The organism is Tolypothrix sp. PCC 7601 (assembly GCF_025677855.1).
Taxonomy (GTDB): Bacteria; Cyanobacteriota; Cyanobacteriia; order Cyanobacteriales; family Nostocaceae; genus Aulosira; species Aulosira diplosiphon.
This window is the reverse complement of sequence record NZ_CP064879.1, coordinates 6831371-6854833: the sequence shown is the minus strand read 5'-3', so window position 1 is coordinate 6854833 and position 23463 is coordinate 6831371. Positions and strand designations below refer to the sequence as shown.

23 protein-coding genes, 1 tRNA gene and 1 CRISPR repeat array are annotated in these 23463 nt (G+C 39.2%); of the genes, 13 read left to right on the top strand and 11 right to left on the bottom strand.

Annotated elements, in window-relative coordinates:
* Nucleotides 1-46 precede the first annotated feature (46 nt).
* Together HG267_RS27660 and nadA are read right to left on the bottom strand one after the other, a co-directional pair.
* Nucleotides 47-301 (bottom strand): hypothetical protein, encoded by a 255-nt coding sequence (locus tag HG267_RS27660; RefSeq protein WP_194007741.1) that lies wholly within the window; start codon nucleotides 299-301, stop codon nucleotides 47-49.
* Nucleotides 302-623: 322 nt separating this feature from the next.
* On the bottom strand, nucleotides 624-1598 hold the full coding sequence (gene nadA / locus HG267_RS27655) for a quinolinate synthase NadA (protein ID WP_045872415.1): 975 nt from the start codon (nucleotides 1596-1598) through the stop codon (nucleotides 624-626).
* Nucleotides 1599-1887: 289 nt separating this feature from the next.
* On the opposite strand from nadA, the gene HG267_RS27650 reads away from it, so the two are divergent.
* The 4 genes from HG267_RS27650 to HG267_RS27635 all read left to right on the top strand — a co-directional run bounded on the left by HG267_RS27650 (nucleotide 1888) and on the right by HG267_RS27635 (nucleotide 5462).
* On the top strand, nucleotides 1888-2817 hold the full coding sequence (locus HG267_RS27650; RefSeq protein WP_045872455.1) for a TIGR04168 family protein: 930 nt from the start codon (nucleotides 1888-1890) through the stop codon (nucleotides 2815-2817).
* An 82-nt stretch (nucleotides 2818-2899) separates the two neighbouring features.
* Nucleotides 2900-2984, top strand: a tRNA-Ser gene (locus HG267_RS27645).
* A gap of 475 nt (nucleotides 2985-3459) precedes the next feature.
* A complete protein-coding gene (locus HG267_RS27640; RefSeq protein ID WP_045872414.1) occupies nucleotides 3460-4899 on the top strand; it encodes an AAA family ATPase in 1440 nt (479 codons plus the stop codon).
* A gap of 29 nt (nucleotides 4900-4928) precedes the next feature.
* Nucleotides 4929-5462, top strand: a complete 534-nt coding sequence (locus HG267_RS27635; protein ID WP_045872413.1) for a hypothetical protein — start codon at nucleotides 4929-4931, stop codon at nucleotides 5460-5462.
* A gap of 201 nt (nucleotides 5463-5663) precedes the next feature.
* On the opposite strand, the gene HG267_RS27630 is transcribed toward HG267_RS27635, so the two are convergent.
* Entirely contained in the window at nucleotides 5664-6377 is a 714-nt protein-coding gene (locus HG267_RS27630) for a hypothetical protein (RefSeq protein ID WP_045872412.1), read from the bottom strand.
* A gap of 21 nt (nucleotides 6378-6398) precedes the next feature.
* A complete protein-coding gene (locus tag HG267_RS27625; protein ID WP_045872411.1) occupies nucleotides 6399-7811 on the bottom strand; it encodes a methyl-accepting chemotaxis protein in 1413 nt (470 codons plus the stop codon).
* 201 nt (nucleotides 7812-8012) lie between these two features.
* On the opposite strand from HG267_RS27625, the gene HG267_RS27620 reads away from it, so the two are divergent.
* From HG267_RS27620 to HG267_RS27610, 3 genes are all read left to right on the top strand, one after another.
* Nucleotides 8013-9044: a serine/threonine-protein kinase gene (locus HG267_RS27620; RefSeq protein WP_052335311.1), complete on the top strand. Its 1032-nt coding sequence runs from the start codon at nucleotides 8013-8015 to the stop codon at nucleotides 9042-9044.
* Nucleotides 9045-9123: 79 nt separating this feature from the next.
* Complete coding sequence (locus tag HG267_RS27615; protein WP_045872410.1) at nucleotides 9124-9390, top strand: hypothetical protein; 267 nt, start codon at nucleotides 9124-9126, stop codon at nucleotides 9388-9390.
* Nucleotides 9387-9839, top strand: coding sequence for a type II toxin-antitoxin system VapC family toxin (locus HG267_RS27610; RefSeq protein ID WP_045872409.1), 453 nt, complete (start codon nucleotides 9387-9389; stop codon nucleotides 9837-9839). Before HG267_RS27615 ends, HG267_RS27610 begins: the two co-directional genes overlap by 4 nt.
* A gap of 159 nt (nucleotides 9840-9998) precedes the next feature.
* Here HG267_RS27610 and HG267_RS27605 read toward each other — a convergent pair whose 3' ends face one another.
* Complete coding sequence (locus HG267_RS27605; RefSeq protein WP_045872408.1) at nucleotides 9999-10211, bottom strand: helix-turn-helix domain-containing protein; 213 nt, start codon at nucleotides 10209-10211, stop codon at nucleotides 9999-10001.
* Nucleotides 10212-10426: 215 nt separating this feature from the next.
* On the opposite strand from HG267_RS27605, the gene HG267_RS27600 reads away from it, so the two are divergent.
* Genes HG267_RS27600 through HG267_RS27590 form a run of 3 tightly spaced genes read left to right on the top strand, consistent with a single transcriptional unit; the run spans nucleotide 10427 to nucleotide 11593 of the window.
* Nucleotides 10427-10930 (top strand): hypothetical protein, encoded by a 504-nt coding sequence (locus HG267_RS27600; protein WP_045872407.1) that lies wholly within the window; start codon nucleotides 10427-10429, stop codon nucleotides 10928-10930.
* A gap of 22 nt (nucleotides 10931-10952) precedes the next feature.
* Nucleotides 10953-11162 carry a hypothetical protein gene (locus HG267_RS27595; RefSeq protein ID WP_045872406.1) on the top strand — a complete coding sequence of 70 codons (210 nt, stop codon included), beginning with the start codon at nucleotides 10953-10955 and terminating at the stop codon, nucleotides 11160-11162.
* A 2-nt stretch (nucleotides 11163-11164) separates the two neighbouring features.
* Nucleotides 11165-11593: a type II toxin-antitoxin system VapC family toxin gene (locus HG267_RS27590; RefSeq protein WP_045872405.1), complete on the top strand. Its 429-nt coding sequence runs from the start codon at nucleotides 11165-11167 to the stop codon at nucleotides 11591-11593.
* A gap of 128 nt (nucleotides 11594-11721) precedes the next feature.
* Here the strand turns inward: HG267_RS27590 and HG267_RS27585 are convergent, their stop codons facing one another.
* Together HG267_RS27585 and HG267_RS27580 are read right to left on the bottom strand one after the other, a co-directional pair.
* Nucleotides 11722-12624 (bottom strand): S1 RNA-binding domain-containing protein, encoded by a 903-nt coding sequence (locus tag HG267_RS27585; protein WP_045872404.1) that lies wholly within the window; start codon nucleotides 12622-12624, stop codon nucleotides 11722-11724.
* A gap of 183 nt (nucleotides 12625-12807) precedes the next feature.
* Complete coding sequence (locus tag HG267_RS27580) at nucleotides 12808-13548, bottom strand: dienelactone hydrolase family protein (protein WP_045872403.1); 741 nt, start codon at nucleotides 13546-13548, stop codon at nucleotides 12808-12810.
* 199 nt (nucleotides 13549-13747) lie between these two features.
* Here HG267_RS27580 and HG267_RS27575 point away from each other — a divergent pair, with 199 nt between their 5' ends.
* From HG267_RS27575 to HG267_RS27565, 3 genes are all read left to right on the top strand, one after another.
* Nucleotides 13748-14731, top strand: a complete 984-nt coding sequence (locus tag HG267_RS27575; RefSeq protein ID WP_045872402.1) for a GntR family transcriptional regulator — start codon at nucleotides 13748-13750, stop codon at nucleotides 14729-14731.
* A gap of 72 nt (nucleotides 14732-14803) precedes the next feature.
* A complete protein-coding gene (locus HG267_RS27570) occupies nucleotides 14804-15391 on the top strand; it encodes a Uma2 family endonuclease (RefSeq protein WP_045872401.1) in 588 nt (195 codons plus the stop codon).
* A 41-nt stretch (nucleotides 15392-15432) separates the two neighbouring features.
* The gene (locus HG267_RS27565) at nucleotides 15433-16221 is read left to right on the top strand and encodes a DUF4058 family protein (protein ID WP_045872400.1); all 789 of its coding nucleotides are present in this window, start codon (nucleotides 15433-15435) and stop codon (nucleotides 16219-16221) included.
* A gap of 384 nt (nucleotides 16222-16605) precedes the next feature.
* A CRISPR array of direct repeats spans nucleotides 16606-17569; the repeat unit is 37 nt; unit sequence GTTTCAATCCCTAATAGGGATTAAGTGAAATTTCAAC.
* A 262-nt stretch (nucleotides 17570-17831) separates the two neighbouring features.
* Here the strand turns inward: HG267_RS27565 and HG267_RS27560 are convergent.
* The 4 genes from HG267_RS27560 to tig form a co-directional block, all read right to left on the bottom strand.
* Nucleotides 17832-18743 carry an alpha/beta fold hydrolase gene (locus tag HG267_RS27560; RefSeq protein WP_045872399.1) on the bottom strand — a complete coding sequence of 304 codons (912 nt, stop codon included), beginning with the start codon at nucleotides 18741-18743 and terminating at the stop codon, nucleotides 17832-17834.
* A gap of 126 nt (nucleotides 18744-18869) precedes the next feature.
* Nucleotides 18870-20213: an ATP-dependent protease ATP-binding subunit ClpX gene (gene clpX / locus HG267_RS27555; protein ID WP_045872398.1), complete on the bottom strand. Its 1344-nt coding sequence runs from the start codon at nucleotides 20211-20213 to the stop codon at nucleotides 18870-18872.
* A 9-nt stretch (nucleotides 20214-20222) separates the two neighbouring features.
* Nucleotides 20223-20921, bottom strand: coding sequence for an ATP-dependent Clp endopeptidase proteolytic subunit ClpP (gene clpP, locus HG267_RS27550; RefSeq protein ID WP_045872397.1), 699 nt, complete (start codon nucleotides 20919-20921; stop codon nucleotides 20223-20225).
* Nucleotides 20922-21288: 367 nt separating this feature from the next.
* Nucleotides 21289-22713 carry a trigger factor gene (tig, locus tag HG267_RS27545; RefSeq protein WP_045872396.1) on the bottom strand — a complete coding sequence of 475 codons (1425 nt, stop codon included), beginning with the start codon at nucleotides 22711-22713 and terminating at the stop codon, nucleotides 21289-21291.
* Nucleotides 22714-23463 lie beyond the last annotated feature (750 nt).

The window sequence follows — 23463 nt, the reverse complement described above, 5'->3', positions numbered from 1 at the left end:
ATTGACGTAGGAAAACTGCTAAAAAAAGGCGATCGCACTACTGAATTTATTGATTATACTCAGGTTGAATAATCTGTTTCCATTGCTCAGATCGCTTGCTCATCAGTGATGCCTCATTCGCAGTTACTTCGATAATTCCAAACATAAAAGCTTCTTCTCCGAACTGCTGATAGTCATCAATGAATTGTTGGTAATCTTTACCAAACGAACCCCTTTTTAGTTCTCGTTTATTTGCTTCAAAACGTGATTCAATATTTTCGCTATAACCTATATATCTCCTTCCATTGACTTTATTAGTCATTATATATACGCCACTTGTCATATCTAATTATTAGATTTAAGTTTACATACTAAATATTGTAATTATAGGCAAGGTAAAATAATGATATCAACCGTAATTTTCAGGTTGTAAATTTTCCCTAGCTTGTGTTAATAGTGGGAGTATTTCCCATTAAATTTTAGCGATATAAGTTTATTTATTGAACTACATGAAAATATAATATTAGCAACAAGGTTAAAAACAGAAATATTGCTTTTCATTTATTGAATTACAAGCAAAAAAAATGTAGAAACACAATAAAATCATGTTTCTACATAATACAAATATTATTAGATTAATTTAACTAAATGCTCATTTCTAGCATCCGTTGCATTGGACGCAAAGCCGCTAACCGAATATCTTCAGACATGGTAATTTCGGGAGTACGATTTTTCATTGCCAAATACACTTTTTCTAAGGTATTTAGGCGCATAAACGGACATTCATTGCAATTACAATTATTAATTGGTGGCGCAGGAATAAACCGCTTTTGGGGAGCTAGTTTTTGCATTTGATGAATGATACCTGGCTCTGTAGCCACGATAAATTCCTGTGCTGGGCTGTTTTGACAATATGTTAGTAAAGCTGCTGTAGAACCGATATAGTTAGCGTGGCGCAAAATGCTAGTTTCGCATTCTGGGTGTGCGATCGCCTCCGCTTCGGGATGGGCAATTTTTAACTGGACAATTTTCTTTTCGGAAAAGGTTTCATGCACAATACAGCTACCGTCCCACAGCACCATATCTCGTCCGGTTTGCTCCATGACGTAGCGCCCCAAATTGCGATCAGGGGCAAAAATAATGGGCTGGTCTTTCGGTATTTGCTGCACAATCTTCACAGCATTGGAACTGGTGCAGATAATATCGCTCATGGCTTTAATATCTGCAGAGCAGTTAATATAAGAAACCACTAGATGATCGGGATGGGCGGCTTTAAAAGCTGCAAACGCCTCTGCTGGACAACTATCTGCTAAAGAACAACCAGCATTTAAGTCTGGTAGCAGTACCAATTTATCAGGATTGAGTATCTTTGCTGTTTCTGCCATGAAGTGAACACCAGCAAAGACAATTGTATCTGCATTGGTATTAGCCGCAGCTCTGGCTAGTTGTAATGAATCCCCAATAAAGTCTGCAATATCCTGGATATCTGGCTCTTGATAATAATGGGCTAAAATCACCGCGTTGAGTTCTTTTTTGAGACTCTCAATCGCCGCAAATAAATCCAGTGGTAGTACACCCGGATGGGTGGTTTCTCGATCAACAAGTGCAGTGTTAAACACAATCAGGGGTTACTTAAAGTTGCAAGTAGTTGATAAAAAGGATGAAGTTTACAGACTTTATCCTTCAGTTATGCTGTGGATTAATTATAGTAGTTTTTACCAAAAAATATAGTGGTTTTTACCAAAAATCGTAGAAGCTTTATAGAAACTCTATCCTTGGACATAGCACATTGGTAATTTAATTTTTTCCCATCCCCAATGCCCAATGCCCCATGCCCAGAGTTTTGACAATTTATGTCCAAAACCTGCTGAGTTGCCTATCCTAAAAGTAGACGGCAAGGACAGTGGCATGACCAGTGAGATAACAGAATCAATAAACCTGAAAATAGCTGTAGTTGGCGACGTTCACGACCAATGGGAAGAAGAAGATAGTATTGCACTCAAGCATTTGGGTGTGGACTTAGTGCTGTTTGTGGGGGATTTTGGCAATGAATCGGTGGAAGTGGTAAGAGCGATCGCTTCTGTTGATATTCCCAAAGCAGCTGTAATGGGCAACCACGATGCATGGTACACTGCCACAGAATGGGGACGGAAAAAATGTCCCTACGATCGCACTAAGGAAGACTGGGTACAAGAACAACTCGATTTATTAGGTTCCGCCCATGTTGGTTATAGCAAGCTAGATTTTCCCCAATGGAATTTAACAGTAGTGGGAGGTCGTCCTTTTAGTTGGGGTGGGCCAGAATGGAGATTTGCTGACATCTGCAAAGAACGTTACGGTGTCAACGATTTTGAAGAATCAGCCAATAAAATTATGGCTGCGGTCAAAAGTGCTGCCTATGACACGATTATTTTTGTAGGACATAATGGCCCCAGTGGATTAGGCGATCGCCCTGAAGACCCCTGTGGTAAAGACTGGCTCCCCATTGGGGGCGATTTTGGCGATCCAGATTTTGGCGAAGCGATTTCCCAAGCTCTCAACGCTGGTAAAACCGTTCCTCTGGTGACATTTGGACATATGCACCATAGCCTACGGCACACGAAAAAAGAGCTACGCAAGCCACTGCTGAAAAGCCCAGAAGGGATATTTTACTTGAATGCGGCTAGCGTACCCAGGATAGTAGAAATTCAAGGCAAAAAGCGGCGGAATTTTTCTTTAGTCTCCCTAGAGGCTGGTATAGTGTCGCAAATCTCCCTAGTTTGGGTAGGCAATGATTACCAGATAGTCTCAGAAGAAATTTTTTACGAGCGATCGCGTCCAGTAGTGCAATCTGCGTAGATCATGAGATATAGTATTATCTGTCAGCTTTTGTGCTAATATTGCAAAGGCTTTGCACCAGCAAAAAGCTAGACAGTTTACTGGAGAGGTGGCAGAGTGGTCGATTGCGTCCGACTTGAAATCGGATGAAGTGAAAGCTTCCGGGAGTTCGAATCTCCCCCTCTCCGTTGAAGTATTGATTAACAAGCAACTTAGACAATTAATGTCTGACATAAAAATAATGTAAGCTACTCAGGGTTAAAATGACTCACATAAATGCTAAATCAGCATTTCCGATTGCAATATCATTATTTAACCTGAGTTTGGGATAAGCTAAAACCATCATTACACTGTTGCTTAATTCTAGGATCTGTCAACATGCTTGCCCTGTTTCAGGCTTTTAATGTTAAATAAATCTCCTTAACCTGAACTGACGTTATTTAGAGTTGGCTAGTAAATCCTCTAGGCTTCTTAGGTGTGAGGTGAGGGGTTTAACCTACGATTAGATAAATTTATCTCAAGGTTAAAGTTGTAGAAATTTAATCCAACTTACATCTGTAAATAACAATATTATTCAGCAATCGGTCTGATTGTTGAATTTACAAAGCATGGTAGGGTGTAATTAAGTTATACATTGCACGCTAAGTCTTAAACCAAATTATCATGAAAGTAAAAATTACTAATTTAGGTGTTATAGAAAAGGCTGAAATTGATTTGAAACCTCTTACTGTCTTTATTGGTAGAAATGGTACAGGAAAGACTTGGACAGCTTATACTTTAGCGTCTATTTTAGGTGAACATGGATTTGATAGATATTTGAAAACTTACATTAATGATACAAATATTAAAAAATACCCCATTATAGATAATGCTATTGATCAATTTATACAAGAAGGAAATGTTAGTATTGACTTAATAAATTTCGCCGAAGAATATGCGGAAGCATATATTAATAATGTTGCCCAATCATCCCCTATGTGGATGAAAGACTTTTTGAGTACAGAACGTGGTAATTTTAAAGCGATGAAGGTAAGGTTTGATTTACCTCAAGGCAAACAAGAAATATTTAGAAAGATTAAAGGAACAGCTATAGACAGGCAATTTACTTTTGGGACAAAAGGAAAAGAATATTTAAACATATCAAAGGAAATAGATGATAATAATATTTATTTTAATATAATTTCTGAGGATGGTTCTTTCAATAATATTCCTAAAAGAGTCTTTAAAAGAATTTTGCTTCAAGAAACTTTTAAGATAATTCATAAAGCTTTTTATTCTTGTGTTTATATTTTTCCTACAGAAAGAAATACTTTTATCAGTTTTCCATTTGCTATCAAAAAGGAAATAGTTAAAATTGAAAATATAAATTTTAATAATTTAGTAGAATCTGATGTAGATAGAGATTTTAAAAGAATACTATTTGAGGATTTATCTAAGCAGAGGATTAAAAAACAAAGTGAACCAGTACAAAGTTTAATAAAAATCTTAGCTAATGCCTATATCAAATCATCAGATGAAAGACAGGAAGAAATTAAACAAAGCCCCAAAATAGCAGTTTATGCTGAATTGGCAGAATTGTTAGAAGAGCAAATTTTGCAGGTAGGAATAAATTTTAATGAGCCTGGATTAGAAAATGAAATAATTTTCCAAGCATCAGAAAATACAAACCTAGAAATGACAGTTGCTTCTTCTATGATTAAGGAATTAGCTCCTTTAGTACTTTGTTTACGCTACCTAGCCGAACCAGATGATTTACTGATTATTGATGAGCCTGAAATGAATTTACATCCATCAGCACAAGTAGCAATTACCGAATTTTTGGCAATGTTAGTTCATGCAGGTTTGAATATATTAATTACAACACATAGTCCTTATATTGTGGATCATCTTACTAATTTAATGAGAGCAGCTAAATATGAAAATCAAGAGGCTATAAAAGAACGATTTTATTTAGAGCGAACGGAAGCATTTATTCCTCAAGATAAAGTTTCTGTATATTTATTTGAAGATCGTACAGCCAAGAATATTTTAAATGAAGAAGGATATATAGACTGGAGAACATTTGGTGATATATCGGATGACATTTCTCATATTTTCCCATAATCACCCTTAAATTTAGGAGTGATTTGATAATGCCTTTTAACACATTATTATTATCAGGTTGTTTACTATCAGGAAAAACTAGTTATAAAGAAGAGGGGGTAGAGATAAATTTACAACCAAGCAGTGGTGAAACGGTTCTATTTTTCTTAATAGATACTCAATCGAATCCTAATTGTAATTTGTGCAATTTATTAGGCTTAAATAAGCAAGGAATGAAAATTTGTGATTTAATTGTGTTTTATGCCAAGGATAATGAAAAGATTATTTGCTTCGTGGAATTAAAAGGTAGTAATATAAAAACTGCAAAAGAGCAGGTTATTAACACATACACTCATTTTGATCAATACTTAAGAAAATGTGGTTTATTAGATAGTTATACTGCAAAAGCTTATATTAAAACTAACAGTTCTGTACCACAAGAAATTAATAAATATCAACAAGAGCTTCGAGAAAAATTTGGCGAAGGTAATTATCAAATTAGTAGAGACCCAAATTTAGGAAATTTTATTCGAGGTGCAAGGTATCAACCCAAAGGTAAAGGAAAAGGAAATAGGAATAGATAGTTAATAATAAGTTATGCTACCCTATTATCTTTCAATACAGGTCAGTTAAAAAGATTTTATGTTGAGGTGGGCAAAGAAAGCAGAGGGAGAGAAAAAAGGCTTATCTAAACTGTATTGTATTGTATTATCTTTCCTCGTTAACATAGTACTATTCATTATTTATAATGGTTCTTTATATAAACTAAAAGTAAAAGTTTATTATCAATTCCTACCAGGTGTTTTATACTTTCCTAGTTGGGCGAAGCGAATTTCAATACGTCGGCGTTTGGGATTATCGCTTCTGTCTGGTGGCGCAAAACCTTGATCATCTGGTAACAGCAATTGTGCCGCAGAATAGGCTCTAAACTTTAGTCGTTTGAAAAGACCAGATTTTCTTTGACGTTGCACATTTTGCAGTTCTTTCACTACTGCTAAGGCTCGCATTAAACCCAAATCAGCATTAGAACCTGGGCAAAGAATAGACACATCTTTATTACGAGTAGCGACTTCTTCTAATTTGGTATCTAAATTACCGCCGTTGCGATCGCTACAATTTAAAGAACCTACTTCTTCCCCATCTGTATGCCCAATTACTTCAATAACATCTACTTTTTTATTACTATTTTCAATTTGTTTAATATTATTTTCAATTTCTTTTAAAATTATGCCATTGTGATTAATATCTTTTTTCAAATTCTTTGGTAAAACTGCACTACCTGAAGGAAATTCATATTTTGATGCTGGTAGTTCTATGATTGTCGGTTTCTCATCATCACCAGTTGATATTCGAGAATCATTTATACTCTTTGAGTTTCTTGCTATCACTAATAATAATAGCAAGGTAATTATCATAAAAGCATTAGACATCAAGTCTGTAAAAGAAGTCCAGATACTGAAGGTGTCATTTATCGGTAAACTTCTTGTTCTTCTCCGCATATTTAAATTTCTCCATTGAGGCTAGAATCTAGATTTCTGTAATTGTGCTAATGCAGCTAATAAATCAGAAAAATTATTTTGGATTTGCCTCATGGTTTGAGCGTTTTTATCGATACTCTCGGCTACATTCTGCAATTGATTAATTTGACTACCTAATAGCGATGCATTTTGATTCAATACTGATACTACTTGCCCGATATTAGTATTAGAAGATTGTGTAGTATTTTCAATAACTCCAAGTAAATTCTGCAATCTATTATTGTGGTTACCTACTTGTCCTGTGTGCTGCGTTAAGGATGCTGTCACCTGGGATATATTATTATTGAAAGTTTGGCTAGTTGCTGATAATGTATTCGCATTTTGCACCAGGCGATCGCTCACATGATTTAGGCTTTGTTGATTAGTTTGAATCAAGCTTTGGGTTTGTGTAGAGTTATTTACCAAAGCATTACCAATATCTGCCAATTTATCTGCATAAATTTGTAATGTATCTATGGCATTGTCGAAAGATTTTGTCGAATCATGCAGAGAGGATGTGATATCAGAAAAAGTTGTAGTTAATCTTGCTAAGTTGTTAGTCGCATTAGTTAAAACATTAGCGCCTGTTTGCATCGATTGCGAAGATTGATTCGCTACAATCTGAAAATTATTCGCAGATGTATTGAGTGTGTTAGAAGCTGCTGTGACAGCATTTTGAAAATCTTGAGTATTTTTTGGTAGTGTTGTCACAAATCCACTCAAGCTTTTTGCATAATTGTCTATAGTTTTAATGAGTACATCTATCTGTTCTGCGACAGTTGGCTGGTTTTGAGAGATAAAATAATCATTATCAAGAAAATCTTCCAGAGAAATCAGCAATTTATCTTTCTCTAAATCTAAATCATAGGTGGGATGAAACTTCGTCAGGAAGACACTTCCAGCTAAAGCAGCTAGGCTACTAACGAATGCGATCGCCATTGAACCAATAATATCTGGTAAGGCTTTTTGTAATTGCAATTCACCACCAGTATTTCTACTAATTAAGAATAAATTCATGGTAATACCCACGAATGTCCCCAATAAGCCAAGTGCTAAAAGAGAGTTGGGAAGTAATTGATAAGCGCGTTTATGTCGTTCCCAAATTTTTAATTCTTGATTTTCGCTGCATCTTTTTTCAATTAAAGCGATTTTATTAATTCTCTCGTATTGATTTCTGCTAATACCTTGAACTTTCTGGACAAGTTCAGACCGAAGTTTTTGTTCGATTATACCTACTTGTTGAAGTAAAGCATTTTTCAGACGAATCCCATCAATAGTAGATTTGACAGTTAATCCTAAAAAGGCTAACACTATTAAAAAAGGAAACCAAGGAATAAACGATGGCGTAATTAAATAAAGTAATAGCAATACAAAACAAATTATAAATACACCATAGCGCAGTGATAATTGCTTCATAATTCCACAAATTCAATAATTGATTAATCAATGAAAAATATGTAATAAAACTTCTAGGTGTGTCCAAAGGATCATATCATATTGGTTGTAGTATAAAATATGTTACATACTTCGCTCAATCTAGTTTCCTAGCTTTGACGTAGAAGATTGAATATAAATTGACAAAGATTGCTTGGATAATCTCTGCAACAGTGGTGTCACATGAGTACAGGTATATCAAAAATTCTCGGCGGACGTTACGAAATAGTTGCATTGCTGGGAGAAGGTGGTTTTAGTAGAACTTATCTAGCTAATGACTTGTTACAGTCTGGAATTCAGTATGCAGTCAAGCATTTTACCTTCTCTAGCAGTAATCAAAATGAGGTGGTTACAGCCAAGCAACTATTCCAACGTGAAGTCACAATTCTCAAAAATTTAAATGGACATCCGCAGATTCCCAAGTTTTATGAATACTTGGAAGAAAATCAAGAGTTTTACTTGATTCAACAGTATATTCAAGGAAATACTTTAAGTAAAGAAATCAAATCTCGCCAAAAGCTAGAAGAGCCTGAAGTTATCAAAATATTAGATAAATTAATAAATATTCTTTTATTTGTGCATAGCAATAATATTATCCATCGGGATATTAAACCAGAGAATATTATTGTGGATGATAATGATAATTTATTTTTAATTGACTTCGGAGCAGTCAAAGAAATTATTGTCAAAAATACGAGGTTGCAAAAACCAGGAACACAAATTTATACTCAAGGTTATTCTCCCGTAGAGCAAATGCGCGGATATCCGCAATTCAACAGTGATATTTACGCACTAGGAATGACTTTAATTGAGGCAATTACAGGTTTAGAACCTCAAGCTTTAACAATAGATAGTTTAGGAGAAGTTGTCTGGCGAGATAAAGCAGATGTGAGTAATTGGCTCGCAAGTATTTTGTCTAAAATGGTTAGTTATGAATCTAGTACAAGATATCAATCAGTTGCAGAACTAAGACAAGATTTCAATGCAAATATATCTGCCACAAAGTTGTTAAACACTAAAATGATGGCAACATCTTTCAATCCATATCCCACTAGTGGCAACTCAATAACTAATGTAGCCCCTTATATAATACTAAGCTTATTATCGATAATGGCTATTCTTTATGCTGCTGGTTTATTACCAGAAAAAAGAAATAATGCTCCGAAAAATCAACAGTCTTTATTGCCAGAAAGAGCTTTAATTGTGGATGTTTAATCAGAAGCGATCGCACATCTTAATCCTCTCAATTACATCATGCTATTATTACTAATAACTACCTTGTAGATATAAAACTATGGCTAATATAAATCTGCTCAATATACCAGATGATTTATATGAGAAATTGCAAGAGTTAGCTCAAGCTGAACATAGTTCTATTGATGCTCAAGTGATTACAATCTTGCAGAATGCATTGGCAAAAAAGGCACAGCCAACAGAAGAAGAAAGGCGAAAGAATGTCCCAAAACTTTTAGAGGAAAGTCGTAATCGCCGACGGTTAAATCCAGCAGACTTTGGATTACCTGATAGTACTGAACTGATTCGAGAAGACCGCGACAGATGACCAATTCTCTCAGATGCGTGGTAGATACCAGTGTGTGCATCAAGTATTTTATAGCTGACCCACTAACTGCGAAAGTTAATCAACTCTTTAGCCATCTTGCTAATCCACAGACTGAAATTTATGTACCAGACCTGTTTTACATCGAGTGTGCTAACGTTTTCTGGAAATACGTCCGTGCAAGAATCTACACTGCTGCTGAAATACAGGCAGATTTAGCTACTCTCAAAGCCTTTCCCTTGCGTGTTTTCTCTACAGCCGATTTGATGGCAGATGCAGTTAATATTGCCTTAAATTATGGCATTTCTGCCTACGATGCTTCTTATGTTGCGCTTTCACAGCAGGTAGATGCGACTTTGTTGACTCTGGACAATAAGCTGGTGAAAGCATTAAGCGCTTCATCTTTCGATGTTTCGTTTTTTAATGACTTTGAAGTACCACCGTTAGTTTAAAATAACAGCGCGCCTTTGTTCATATCAGCGATTCATGCCAGGTTTTAGCAATAAAAATTTGTCTTTCCCATGACGGCAGTTGCTACAACGCGGGGAACCCGCGCAACGCACTGCCTCCCCTATGCCCTATGCCCCATGCCCATCTCCAAACTAGTATAATTATTCCTGCACAACTTCAACCAATTCCTCAATCATTACATCAAAAGTTCGTGCTAACTTCTGAATCGCGGTAAAATCTACAGTTGCAAGTCCAGGCGATCGCGCATAGGTTCTGAGAGTACTATAAACCACACCAGAACGGTCAGATACCTCTTTCAGCGTCCAGCCCTTCTCCGCAGCAAATTCTCGAATCTTTAGCCTAACCATTCCCATAATTTGCTTGACAAATGACTTATATGAGTCGTTTAATAATTATATCCTAAATAATAACGATCGCCCTCTGGACTGGAAAACTAAAGGGCGATCGCATTATCTACAACTACACATTCCATCAAATTTAAGAATCTTCTCTGTTGATAAGAATCATCTGTTTGACGAGAATCATCTTTTTTGAAGGGAATCATCTTTTCTGACGGGAATTATCTTTTATGCTATCATCACTCAAGCCGAAAGTGCTTGTCATCCGTGAATCAAAAATTGTTCACAAATCAGCAATTGTTCACCCGTTGGCGCGATTTGTTACAGAAGAAGCAATTTGCTTAATATTCCAAATTAGCATTGAAGATATATATACTGTGGAATGCTGGCGCTACATGGTTTACGTCCACGGTAAAGGCTTGAGTAAATTTGTTAGTTACGCTGATTTTCCGCCAATCTTGGGTGTAAAACCATCTACCCAAAGCGACTTTATCAAATGGCGTAGACGCTGGCGCAAGCAACATGAACCACATCACCACAAACAAGCACCCCAGTGGTGGGCAAAATTTTTCATCGATGAATTCTGCCAAGCTCACTCAGAAGCTATGTTAAATAATTGGGTAGAACTAATTGAGTTGATTCAATTTGCTTTTAATCAAGAAAAGTTAGAGTTGCTCAGAAATAGATATCGTCAGGAAAAATTTCTTTTGAGCGGAGAAGTTTTAGCAGATTAGTGAAGGTTTAAAGGAAATAACCATGATAGATGAAACAGTTCTGGAGCATCGTTTGTTAAACCTTGAGCAAGCAGTCTCCGATCTCCAACGCAAGGTGGAAGCTCAACCCTCAGAAAACTGGTTAGAAAAACTCATCGGCTCAATTCCTGATGAGGAAGCTTTTCTGAAAGCTTTGGAATATGGACGTGCTTTTCGTCAGGCTGATAAGCCTAATGATGAGGATGAAGAGTAATTGTGAAATATTTGCTCGATACCGACCACATCAGTTTTTTACAGAGACGTTCAGGTTCAGAGTTTACTCGTTTGATAGAGCGAATGGGACAACATTCCTCTGCCGACTTTGCCTTATCGATCATTAGTTTTCATGAGCAGGTGCTTGGTGCTCATAACTTCATTAATCGTGCTCAGACGAATGCTGACATGATCCGTGGATATGCTTTGCTGTTGGCAACTCTTCAAGGGTTTGCAACGGCTCCCATCTTACCCTTTGATGCAGGGGCGATCGCAGTCTTTGATGCGTTACGAGGGCAAAGGGTTCGTGTATCCACAATGGATTTAAGAATTGCAGCGATCGCCATATCTCGTAATTTGGTTTTATTAACTCGAAATGCTCGTGACTTTGGTAAGGTTCCTGGTTTAATGATGGAAGATTGGACGATTTAGAACCATCAAGCTAAAAATCAGTGGAGCCGATTTTTTCTGGTTAATACAAAGACGCTTTCTTATCGCAAACGGAATGAGAAAAGAAAGCGTCTCATCAGTGAAAATTAATTGGTAATTAATCAAAGCTGCTATTCAGCAGCTTTTTGATTAGCACGATTAGCACGCGCCTCAGCCGAAGCCATAACTTCATCCATATTTTCTAAAAATTCACCAGGGAAATTCTCTAAAACTCTGGTAGAAAGTGCAACCCGGCCTTTACCTTCATCTAAGTCAATAATCACAGCTTTGATTGGCTGACCAATTTGAAATACTTTATCTAGAGACTCAATAAATTTTTGGCTGACTTGCTTGATATGCAATAAAGCACTGACACCATCTAAATCTATAAAGACACCAAAAGGTTTAATACCAGTAACTTTACCTTCCACTAATTGACCGATTTCTAACAAGCTAAAGTTGCTAGAACGACTCGCCAAACGTTGAGAAAGAATTAGCTTTTTGTTATTGCGGTCTACTTCTAAAAAACCAGCAGTGAGAGTTTGACCTTTAAGCGCTTCTAAATTATCACGCTCAATCAGGTGCGATCGCGGAATGAAACCTCTCAAAGATTGAAGATCAACGGTGACACCACCTTTATTTACCCCTGTCACCCGCACTGGTACTGTTTGGGAATTTTCTTGCATTTGCGCTAGCCGTTCCCAAATATGCTGAATTTCTAATTGTTTTCGCGAAAGAGTAACTTGGCCTTCTGCATCCTGCTCGCGGATAATCAAAAACTCCAATTCCTCTTGCATGGGTAGCACTTCCGATAAATCGGTAACTGCTCTCAAAGAAGCCTCATCACGGGGGATAAACGCTGACGATTTGCCACCAATATCAACATAAGCCCCATCATGGTCAAGTTGGAAAACTTTGCCATGTACTACTTGTCCCTTTTGAAACTGGTAGTCGTGTTTTTCTAGTGCTTTGGCAAAATCGTCCATTGTAAATGACGAATTGGCTGTTTGAGAACGTTTCGCTTCGGAATTCATGACTTTTGCAGATAATATTGTTATTTGCGCTGATGCTACTGGAGTTTTCAGAAGATTGCTTGTCTTCTATCTCCTTTTTCTCGTTAAGATTAACATTTGTCATTTGTCATTTGTAATACCAAGGACAAATGACAAATAACTAAAAACACCTCGACGAAAAAGTAGGCAACGGCTACATAGGTTTTATGCCAGTTGACCAAAGAGTTGTTTCACCTGCTCCCAAGCATCGGCTGCAACTTTAGGATTATAGCTGGCGCGACGGTCGCAGAAAAATCCGTGGTCAGCTCCATCGTAGCGAAACACGCGGTGCGGAATGTTGTATTTTTCTAACGTTGCTTCTATCTCATCTACCTGTTCGGCAGGAATGCTGGCATCTTCCATGCCAAATAAGGTGTAAATTGTACCTTTAATTTCACTGGTACGAGTAAAGGTTGGTTGTCCGCCGCCGGGTGTGCGGGTTGTAATTCCTGCGCCATAAAAGGAAGCTGTAGCTTTAATATCTGGAAGAGTAGCAGCCAGGTATGCTACGTGACCACCAAAGCAGAAGCCTGTACAGCCGAAGCTATCTTTTTTGACATTGGGAAGGGTTTTTAGATAATCAATTGTGGCTTGAATATCGCTCAATAATTCAGAAGCTGTGGTCTGCATTGCATAGCCACGGCCAATTTCAATATCTTCGGGAGTATAGCCAGTTTCAAAACCTGGTGCTTGGCGTTGAAAAAGTGCCGGTGCGATCGCAACATAACCTAGTTTTGCAATCCGTTCGGTAACATCGCGAATGTGGACATTGACACCAAAAATCTCTTGCAACACCACAATTGCTGGGTAAGAGCCTGATTCTTTTGGCTGTGCCAAGTAAGCTACTATTGAAAGATTATCTTGCGAAATTTGAACCGTTGTGGTGTCGATTGCTCGCTCTGTCATAATAGTTTTTACCAGGGTTGCGTAATTATTTGATATAACTATGCCAGTATCTCAAAGCTTTCTACCATCAAATTATCAATTAACAACAGTGAACAGATTAGAAATTTCTCTCGGAAAAATTTTATGTATAAATAAATTATTTAAAAGGTAGCAAATGCAGCTGGTTATATATCGCTACTAGCACTTAGGAGGTTTGGTGATGATTCAATTCCGCATTCAGCCAGACAGTGAAATTCCCGCCTCAACCCAGCTGTTTAATCAAATCCGGTTTGCGATCGCTTCCCGGCAATATCCACCTGGGTACAAATTGCCGAGTACAAGGGCACTGGCAATGCAGACGGGGTTACACCGTAATACAATTAGCAAGGTTTATCGTCAGTTAGAAGAAGACGGATTTGTCGAAAGTCTCGCAGGTTCGGGGATTTATGTCCGCGCCCAAGGCCATGAGGGTGGTAGCAGAATGCAATCGCCCATTCTCAAGCAACATCCCGAAGCAGACAAAGTAGTCCAGCAAGCACTTGATGAGCTTCTTTCTCAAGGATGTACCCTCTCGCAAGCGCGGGAACTATTTTTAGCAGAAATTGATTGGCGGTTGCGTTGCAGCGCTCAGGTGTTAGTAGCAGTTCCTACCTATGACATCGGTGCTGGGGAGTTGATGGTTTATGAATTAGAAAAAGCCCTGCAAATACCAATTCAATTGATACCAATGGAAGAATTAGCATCTGTGCTAGATAAAACTTCTTCCGCCACAGTTGTGACTAGTCGGTATTTTATTGGCGAGGTAGAAGACATCGCTTCTCCAAAAGCTGTAAGGGTGATTCCTCTAGATATCTACGACTATTCTAAAGAACTTAATTTGTTGAAAACCTTGCCCAAAGAAAACTGTGTGGGCATAGTCAGCTTAAGTTCTGGGATTGCGCGCGCCGCCGAAGTGATTCTCCACGGACTCCGGGGAGATGAACTACTGGTAATGACAACCCAACCAAAAGACGCGTACAAACTTCAGGCGATCGTCAAGCGAGCCGAGGTAATTATCAGCGATCAAGCAAGTTATGCAGCAGTGCAAGCTGCTGTACAAGCGGCGGTAGAAGACATCATTCGTCCGCCCAAGTTGATTAAGGTTGATAATTATATTGGTACTAATTCCATCAATTTATTGAAACGAGAATTAGGTTTGGGTTAATTCTTAATTTTGTGTCTCGATGTTGGGAGTTTTTGCTCACGCAGAGGCGCAAAGAAGAGGAAAGCGATCGCTATGACTATAGTTACTAAAAAACTAACTTTTGCAGAGTATCTCAAATATAACGATGGCACGGATACCCAATACGAACTAGTTGATGGAGAATTAATCCCCATGAGTCTTGGTACTGGAAAGCATGGCGGAATTGCCAAGTTTTTAGAGCGAACCTTCGATGACGAAAGTGCCAAAATGGGGAAAAATTGGACAGCACAAAAGTTTGCCATTGGGATTCGTTCGCCACGTGGCGGACGCTGGGACACCTCACGAATTCCAGATGTGGTGGTTTTAACAACAGAACAGTGGGAAGCACTCTTCAACCGAGAAGCGCTCATCGAACTCAACGAACCGCCACCGATACTTGTTGTGGAAGTCGTTAGCGAATCTACTCAAACCACAGATTACCGTAGTAAGCGCTCCGAGTATGCTGTTCTGGGAATTTCTGAATACTGGATTGTTGATCCAATTCAAGAGGTAGTAACTGTGTGTACTTTAGTAGAAGGCTTTTATGATGCGATCGCATTCCGCAACCAAGAACGCCTCATCTCTCCCATTTTCCCAGACTTAGATTTAAGTGCTGAACAAGTTTTGGCTGGGCGAAATTAATATTGTCATAATTAAATTATCAAGTATTTGGATCTGTGGCGATGGCTTCACCATTTCCAGGGATGAACCCCTATTTAGAAAATCCGCTATTTTGGCCAGAAGTTCACAATTTGCTCATAGCGGCTATTTTCCGGAAATTGAATCCGCAATTGCGCCCTAAATATAAAGTAGCTATTGAAAAGCGAGTATATCAAACCATTGATGAGGATTCTCTACTAGTTGGTGTTGCTGATGTCGCAGTGCAAAATACGCAACAAAAATTATCACCAGAACCAGCTAATATCGCTGTTGCTTCGCCATCAGTTGCAGCCGTGACAGTTGATGTGACTATGCCGGAAACTGTCAGAGAAACTTACTTAGAAGTACGAGATATTGCGACACAAGAAGTTGTCACTACAATTGAAATTCTCTCTCCAAAAAACAAACGTCCAGGAGAAGGACGGAATGCATATACAAAAAAGCGGTTACAAATTTTAGGGAGTTATACCAATTTAGTAGAAATTGATTTGTTGCGAGATGGTAAGCCAATACAGCAACTACAAAATAACCTACAAACTGACTATAGAATTTTGGTCAGCCGCGCTAGCAAACGTCCTAAAGCTGATTTATACGCATTTAATTTACCCAATCCTATACCTGCTTTTCTCTTACCTTTACGTGAAAGCGATACAGAACCATTATTAGATATCCAAACATTAATTTGTGAACTCTACGATGAAGGTAACTATGATTTAGTGATTGACTATAATCAAGAACCTGTACCTGCGGTGTCAGCAGAAAATTTAGTTTGGTTAGATACGGTTTTAAAAAAGCAGGAATTGAGAAATTGAGAATAATTTAAATTTTATTTCTCAACCAAACTTACAGCAATTTTAAGTTGAATAAATTATATTTCAATCCCTAATAAGGATTAAGAGGCTACTTATAAAGTAAATATTAAGTAGGGTGTGTTACGGCTGTGCAAGGATTTCGGAACTTAAGAGAGTAATAATTAGCCGTAACGCACCATCTTTCTCGATGCGTTACCCTATCGCTAACGCATCCTACTGGACTGACACAGCTAATTTGATGCAATAGCAAAAATTCATCGGCGTTTATCGGCGTTTATCTGCGGTTAATTTAATCAAATCTAATGCCTCATTGTAGGCGTGTCAGTCCACTACAATTTAAGGTTTACTGTTTGTCGTATCAGCATTTATGCCAGTTCTGATGTCGTTTCAATCCCTAATAGGGATTAAGTGAAATTTCAACTGGCATGTACCATTAAGAATATCTGTGTAAAGTCGGTTTCAATCCCTAATAGGGATTAAGTGAAATTTCAACGCCACAGTACAAAATCAAGGCATAGGTTTCGGGATGTTTCAATCCCTAATAGGGATTAAGTGAAATTTCAACGGTGGTTTGTTTCGGAACCAGAAGGTGAGCGCTTCTGGTTTCAATCCCTAATAGGGATTAAGTGAAATTTCAACATGGTATCAATGAAATCGAAGCGATCGCCCAGCAGTTTCAATCCCTAATAGGGATTAAGTGAAATTTCAACAACGCTCTGTCCACTGCAAGTCGAAGTCATCCAGGTTTCAATCCCTAATAGGGATTAAGTGAAATTTCAACCTTTTCAAAATTAGTCTAATTTAGGCAACAAAAAAGTTTCAATCCCTAATAGGGATTAAGTGAAATTTCAACCTGTAAAGAATGGCTACTATACATCCCACCACAAAGTTTCAATCCCTAATAGGGATTAAGTGAAATTTCAACTTTTTTTGATGGTAGTTCTGCTTTAACTTGTCCATCGTTTCAATCCCTAATAGGGATTAAGTGAAATTTCAACTACAACAGGCTAAGAAGTGATTATAAAAACATTAGTTTCAATCCCTAATAGGGATTAAGTGAAATTTCAACTTATGAATACATGTATTTTACTTTTTGAAATTAGTTTCAATCCCTAATAGGGATTAAGTGAAATTTCAACCTCTGTCCCTGAGTACGTGTGGCTCTGGTGCTATGTTTCAATCCCTAATAGGGATTAAGTGAAATTTCAACGTACAATTCTGATTGAATATTTGGAACAATGCGTTTCAATCCCTAATAGGGATTAAGTGAAATTTCAACCTAATAGCCTTGCTTACTATAGTGCCATACTTGTTTCAATCCCTAATAGGGATTAAGTGAAATTTCAACAGCGGAAGCCTGAAAGTCAAGCAATATAAGGTTTTCAAGGTTCTGGTGCGCGGATAGGTCAATCATAACATAGGCAATAGAGAAAAAGCAAAACCAAAATCGCTGAAAGCCAGTCTGCGTAAGGAGCGCGGATGATAGAACAGCAATTAATCTTTGAAATTCTTACATATAAGGAGTTTCAGCGATTTATATATAAATGCCGTTTTCAACACCTACCCATCCGCGCATTCTGCAACCAAAATCGTCGGATTGGACATCAACTTTAATCAACTTTTGTGGGAATTTGCAAAAACTCCCGCACTCGCTGTAGGTAAGTTGGAGCATCTTCTAACATAGGAAAATGTGCTGTGTCAGGAATCAACGCAAATTCAACTTTGTTATTCATTGTGGCTGCTTGTCGCCCCATCTCAGCAGGAATAATCTTGTCATACTCTCCAGCTACCAACAGTGTTGGCACTATGAGCTTGGCAAATTCCTGCGGCATAACTTCCGATTGTGCTTTACTTACTGAAGTAAAAATTGTTCCTAGTGCAGCATTATAATCAGCTTCTAGAAAATCTTGCAGGAAAGCTTGACGTTCAGCTTTTGGTATAGGGCGATGCAGAAACCTCGCCATAAACATCTGGTCAACAAATGGTATTTTACTTAACCACTTGGGACGAAATTTGACTACGTAACCACCAAATTTATGAAAAGCAGCAAAGGCTTTTTCGTCGTACTCAAAAATACCGCTACAAGTCAAAATTCCCTGTTCGACTTTTTGGGGATAGCGGTTAAAAAACAAAACGGCAATGGATGCGCCCATTGAGTGAGCATTAATATAGACACGCTGCAGCTGCAATTTATCTAGCAGTGTTGCTAAGTCATCAGCGTATTCTTCTAATTCATAGGTTAATTCTTCAATTGCTGCTGCTGTTGCTTCCAAAGATTTGGATTCTGCAACCGATTCGCCAACTTCAGCTATGGTTGGTTTACCACCAGAACGCCCAAAGCCGCGTAAATCGTAGAGTAAACAATCAAATTGGTCTAGTAACGCATTAGCAGTACTTTGCCAATACCTAGCCGAACCAGCCCAACCGTGGATGAAAACCATCACTGGCTTAACCAAGGAATCTGATGGTTTTTTCACCCACTCATAGTAATGCTCAATACCACGAACATTAATGTAAGGCATTTGTCATTTGTCCTTTGTCATCTGTCCTTGTTCTTTATTATTGATTATCTTGTTGGACTAATGACTTTTGAACGCCAGTTCACTCAACGGAGGGAACCTCCGCATGTGACTGGCTCCTCTTGACTACTAAGCTGATTCTGGTTTAGGAAGGGAAGAGGGATGTACTAAGAGTTCAGCGGTGGAACGCTTCTCAACCATTTCCCTAGTGACTGTACAGCGAGTTACGTCTTTGCGGGATGGTAACTCGTACATCACATCTAACATTAATTCTTCCACAATACCCCGTAATGCTCTGGCTCCAGTTTTGCGGCGGTAGGCTTCTTGAGCGATCGCTCGCAAGGCTTCTGGTTTAAAGTCTAATTGGACGTTATCCATCTTCAGCAGTTTTTGGTACTGCTTGACTAAAGCACTGCGTGGTTGGGTGAGAATCGCCATTAAAGCTTCTTCATCTAGCGGATCTACCACTGCTACCATTGGTATCCGCCCAATGAATTCGGGAATCATGCCAAATTTCACCAAATCATCGGGTTCTAGGTAGCGCAGAGTATCTGCTGCTCGTTTTTCCTTCGATTGTCCTTCACCTGGCTGCACAAAGCCTATTGACTTTTTACCCACTCGTTGATCCACAACCTTCTCTAAACCAACGAAGGCTCCACCACAAATAAACAGGATATTGCTGGTATCAATTTGGATACAATCTTGATAGGGATGCTTCCTTCCGCCTTGGGGTGGTACATTAGCGATCGTCCCTTCCAACATTTTCAGCAAAGCTTGCTGTACGCCTTCACCAGAGACATCGCGTGTAATTGAGGGGTTCTCACTCTTGCGAGCAATTTTGTCAATTTCATCGATGTAGATAATTCCCCGTTGCGCTTCCTCCACATCTAAATCTGCCACTTGCAAGAGTCGCAGCAAGATATTTTCCACATCTTCGCCCACATACCCGGCTTCTGTCAGCGTTGTGGCATCAGCTACTGCAAAGGGGACATCCAGAATTTTCGCTAGGGTTTGTGCTAAGAGAGTTTTGCCACAGCCAGTAGGGCCAATGAGCAGAATGTTAGACTTTTGCAGTTCTACGGCATCTTCTCCGCCACCTTTACCACTGGCTTTAGACTGAACTATTGCCAACCGTTTATAGTGATTGTAGACCGCTACTGACAATACTTTTTTAGCTTCGTCTTGACCAATGACGTGCTCGTCTAGATACTTTTTAATTTCTCTAGGTTTGGGTATTTGGTTAAACGAAAGACTGGAAGAGCGGGTACGGCGTTTTTGAGGCGGCTCCGACTTTGGTGTTGGTTGGGAAGCTGCTGCACCATTTGTGTCGAGTAATTCCTCATCAAGGATTTCATTACACAAGTCAACGCATTCATCGCAGATGTAGACTCCCGGCCCTGCGATTAGTTTACGCACCTGCTCTTGAGACTTGCCACAAAACGAACATTTTAAATGGGAGTCGTACTTAGACATACCAGCCTCTTATTTCAGAATGGTGACGTTTTCCCCTGGTGTGGGAAGATTTTGCCGAGAAATGACTTGGTCAATTAAACCGTAGTTCTTCGCCTCTTCTGCCGACATGAAAAAGTCGCGTTCCGTATCTGCTTCAATTCTTTCTAAGGGTTGACCAGTATGCTGGGCCATTAACTGATTCAATTTACCTTTAATGTAAAGAATTTCTCTAGCTTGAATTTCGATGTCAATAGCTTGCCCTTGAGCGCCACCAAGTGGTTGGTGAATCATAATTCGGGAATCAGGTAGAGACATGCGTTTACCCGCAGTCCCTGCTGTTAACAAGAATGCCCCCATGCTCGCGGCTAGCCCAAAACAGATGGTAACTACATCGGGACGAATTTGCTGTATTGTATCATAGATTGCCATCCCTGCGTAGACGGAGCCGCCGGGAGAGTTAATGTACAGTTGAATGTCCTTTTCTGAGTCTTCGGCATCCAAGAATAATAGTTGGGCAACTATGGAATTGGCAACAGCATCGTCTATGGGTGTTCCCAAAAAGATAATCCGCTCTCGCAGTAGGCGGGAGTAGATGTCAAATGCCCTTTCTCCCATACCAGATTGTTCTACCACCATCGGCACAATGTTGCTGATGCCGTTGAGGTGGGAGCTAATATTCATCTGGCTTAAGCTGCTGATTGGGTAATTTCCCGACTGCGATACAAGCATAAAAAAACATTTGACAAGTAAGTGGGACAAATTTAAAGCAGCATAGACTGCTTCTTTAACTAATTTAGATTTTTATTTGAGCTATGTGTTTACCATTATGCCTCATCTAAATTTTTCTCGTGTACCCCAGTATCCCGCCTAGATAGTAGCAGATGTAGTTAGTGATTTCTTTAACATTTGTTAACCATTTTGGCGGGAAATTGGGGATGGGGCATGGGGCATGGGGCATGGGGCATGGGTAATGGGTAATGGGTAATGGGTAATTGGTAATTGGTCATGGGTAATGGGTAATTGGTTTTGGTTATTTCCCCCTCATCTCCCTCATCTCCCTCATCTCCCTTATCCCTAGTCCCCAGTCCCCAGTCCCCTATTCCCCTTCAACAGTTTCTGCGACAACTTCCACTGTGGCGGATTCTGCTTCCGGCTCGGCTGATGTGGCTTCTTCTTCGGCTGGGGTACTTAAAGAGCCTTCGAGGACGAGTTCCACTGATGAGTTTTCTAGCAGCCAATCGATGATTTTTTCGGTTGTGAGTTCATTTTCCACAACTGAGCGCAGTCTGTCTGCGTCTACATCTTCGTCTGGATATTCCTGTAACAACTCTGTGACTCTAGCTTTAATTTCATCTTCTGTCACCTGGATGGATTCGCGTTTACTCACTTCCCGTAAAGCGAGGGAGCGTTTGAGGCGTTCAATGGCTTCATCACGCGATCGCGCCCGTAATTGCGGAATAATATCTTGGGTAAATAACTTTCTCACATCCAACCCTTGCTGCGACAGCCGGATTGCTGTTTGTGTAAGCATCGCATCAACTTCCTGCTCGATTAATGTCGTTGGTAGATCGATTTCTACATGCTTGAGCAGTTCTGCTAACAAGGCTTCTTGCTTGTTGGTTTTGGTTTTCTGTTCGGCTTCTTTTTGATAGCGCTCTTCTAAGGAAGCCCGCAATTCTGCTAAGGTTTCAAAGTCGCTGACTTCTTGGGCAAAATCGTCATCCAACTCAGGTAGTTCTTTTTCCTTGAGTTCATTGAGCGTGACTGTAAATACAGCTGGTTTGCCTGCTAACTCTTCATTAGCATAAGGATCTGGGAACTGGGCCGAAATTTCCTTGGTTTCTCCAGGATTCATGCCCACGATACCCGAGATAAATCCGGGAATAAATTTATCTTCGTATAGTTCGACTTGAAAATCAGTCGCCTCTCCTCCGGGAATTGGCGTGGGTTCTGCGGATTCGTCTTCACCCTCAGCTTTCGCTAATACGCCTTTAAAATCAACAACTGCAACATCGCCAATTTGGGCAGCACGTCCTTCTACGGGAATCAATGTTCCCATTTGTTGACGTTCTTGATCTAGCGCTTCATCAACCCGTGCTGGATCGTACTTGATTTCTTCGGCTTTCGCTTGTAATCCTGTGTACTGTGCTATGTTAATTTCCGGCTCCACATCGACAGCCGCAGAAAAGGTCAGAGGTTTACCTGGTTCATAATTATTAATCAATTCGTCAAACGATGAGCGCAACTGTGGTTGCCCAATCGCCGGAATTTCTTCTTGTTTAACAGCTTTTTCTATGCCATCTTGTATGAGTTCTTCCAGGGCTGCTGCCTTAATGCGTGTAGTGCCAAGGCGCTGTAGCAATATCTGCCGAGGCACTTTGCCTTTGCGAAACCCAGGAATATTGGCAGTACTAGCTAGGTTTTTAATTACCTGTTCGTAAGTTTGTTTGGTAATCTCTGGTGTAATCTCTATTTCTAGTCCAATTTGGCTGGCGGGAAGTTTTTCCTGGGTGACTTTCATGCTTCGTCTCTGTTTTCTGGTATTGGTGACTCCGAGTACAGACAAGATGCGATCGTTCGCTTCTGTAGGTGGATGTCTCTTAGCTGGAATGGCAAATGCCCACAAGGCATCATGAGAATCCAAAAATGGATAAGTGCCTGGCAGCAGAGATCCAGTTTACTGCTAATGGCAAAATCCTGAACACTTTAGCGCAATAAGTTTACTCTTTGTACATCTAAATGTGATGACAATGAGGGTTCTAGCTCTGTCGCCATCTGTGTTGCATCATCAAACACTTACTCAATGCCCTAAAATTAGGGGTTTCGCACTCTGGATCTAGGCAAGGAAGTGGATTTATGATTCAGGGGGCTAACACCGTGATATCCTGGTTTTCAAGTAGAATTTGATTTCCAGGTGGGATGGATTAGGACTGACTGCATTGCCGCATAGCTCAGTTTGTAGTGGTTCGTGGTTTTCTTTCACTTGGATCATAGTACATCTATAATTCTGTGCAGCCCAGATAAATAAGCAAAATTATTGACTGAACTGGAAAACTATTAAACTTCAACTATGGCTGAGTGCAGATATTTTAATTCTTTCGCTGCTGATAAATTAGTTGTATAATATATTCTTTAAATGAAAGTAACGAAATATGAATGTCATCAAACCAAAGGAAACAAGAATATTAATTAATTGATGCAAAAGAAAAAAACTTAATAATGTAATAAAGTAAAACAAAAGCATAAATTTCCCAGTAAAGAAAATTTTATT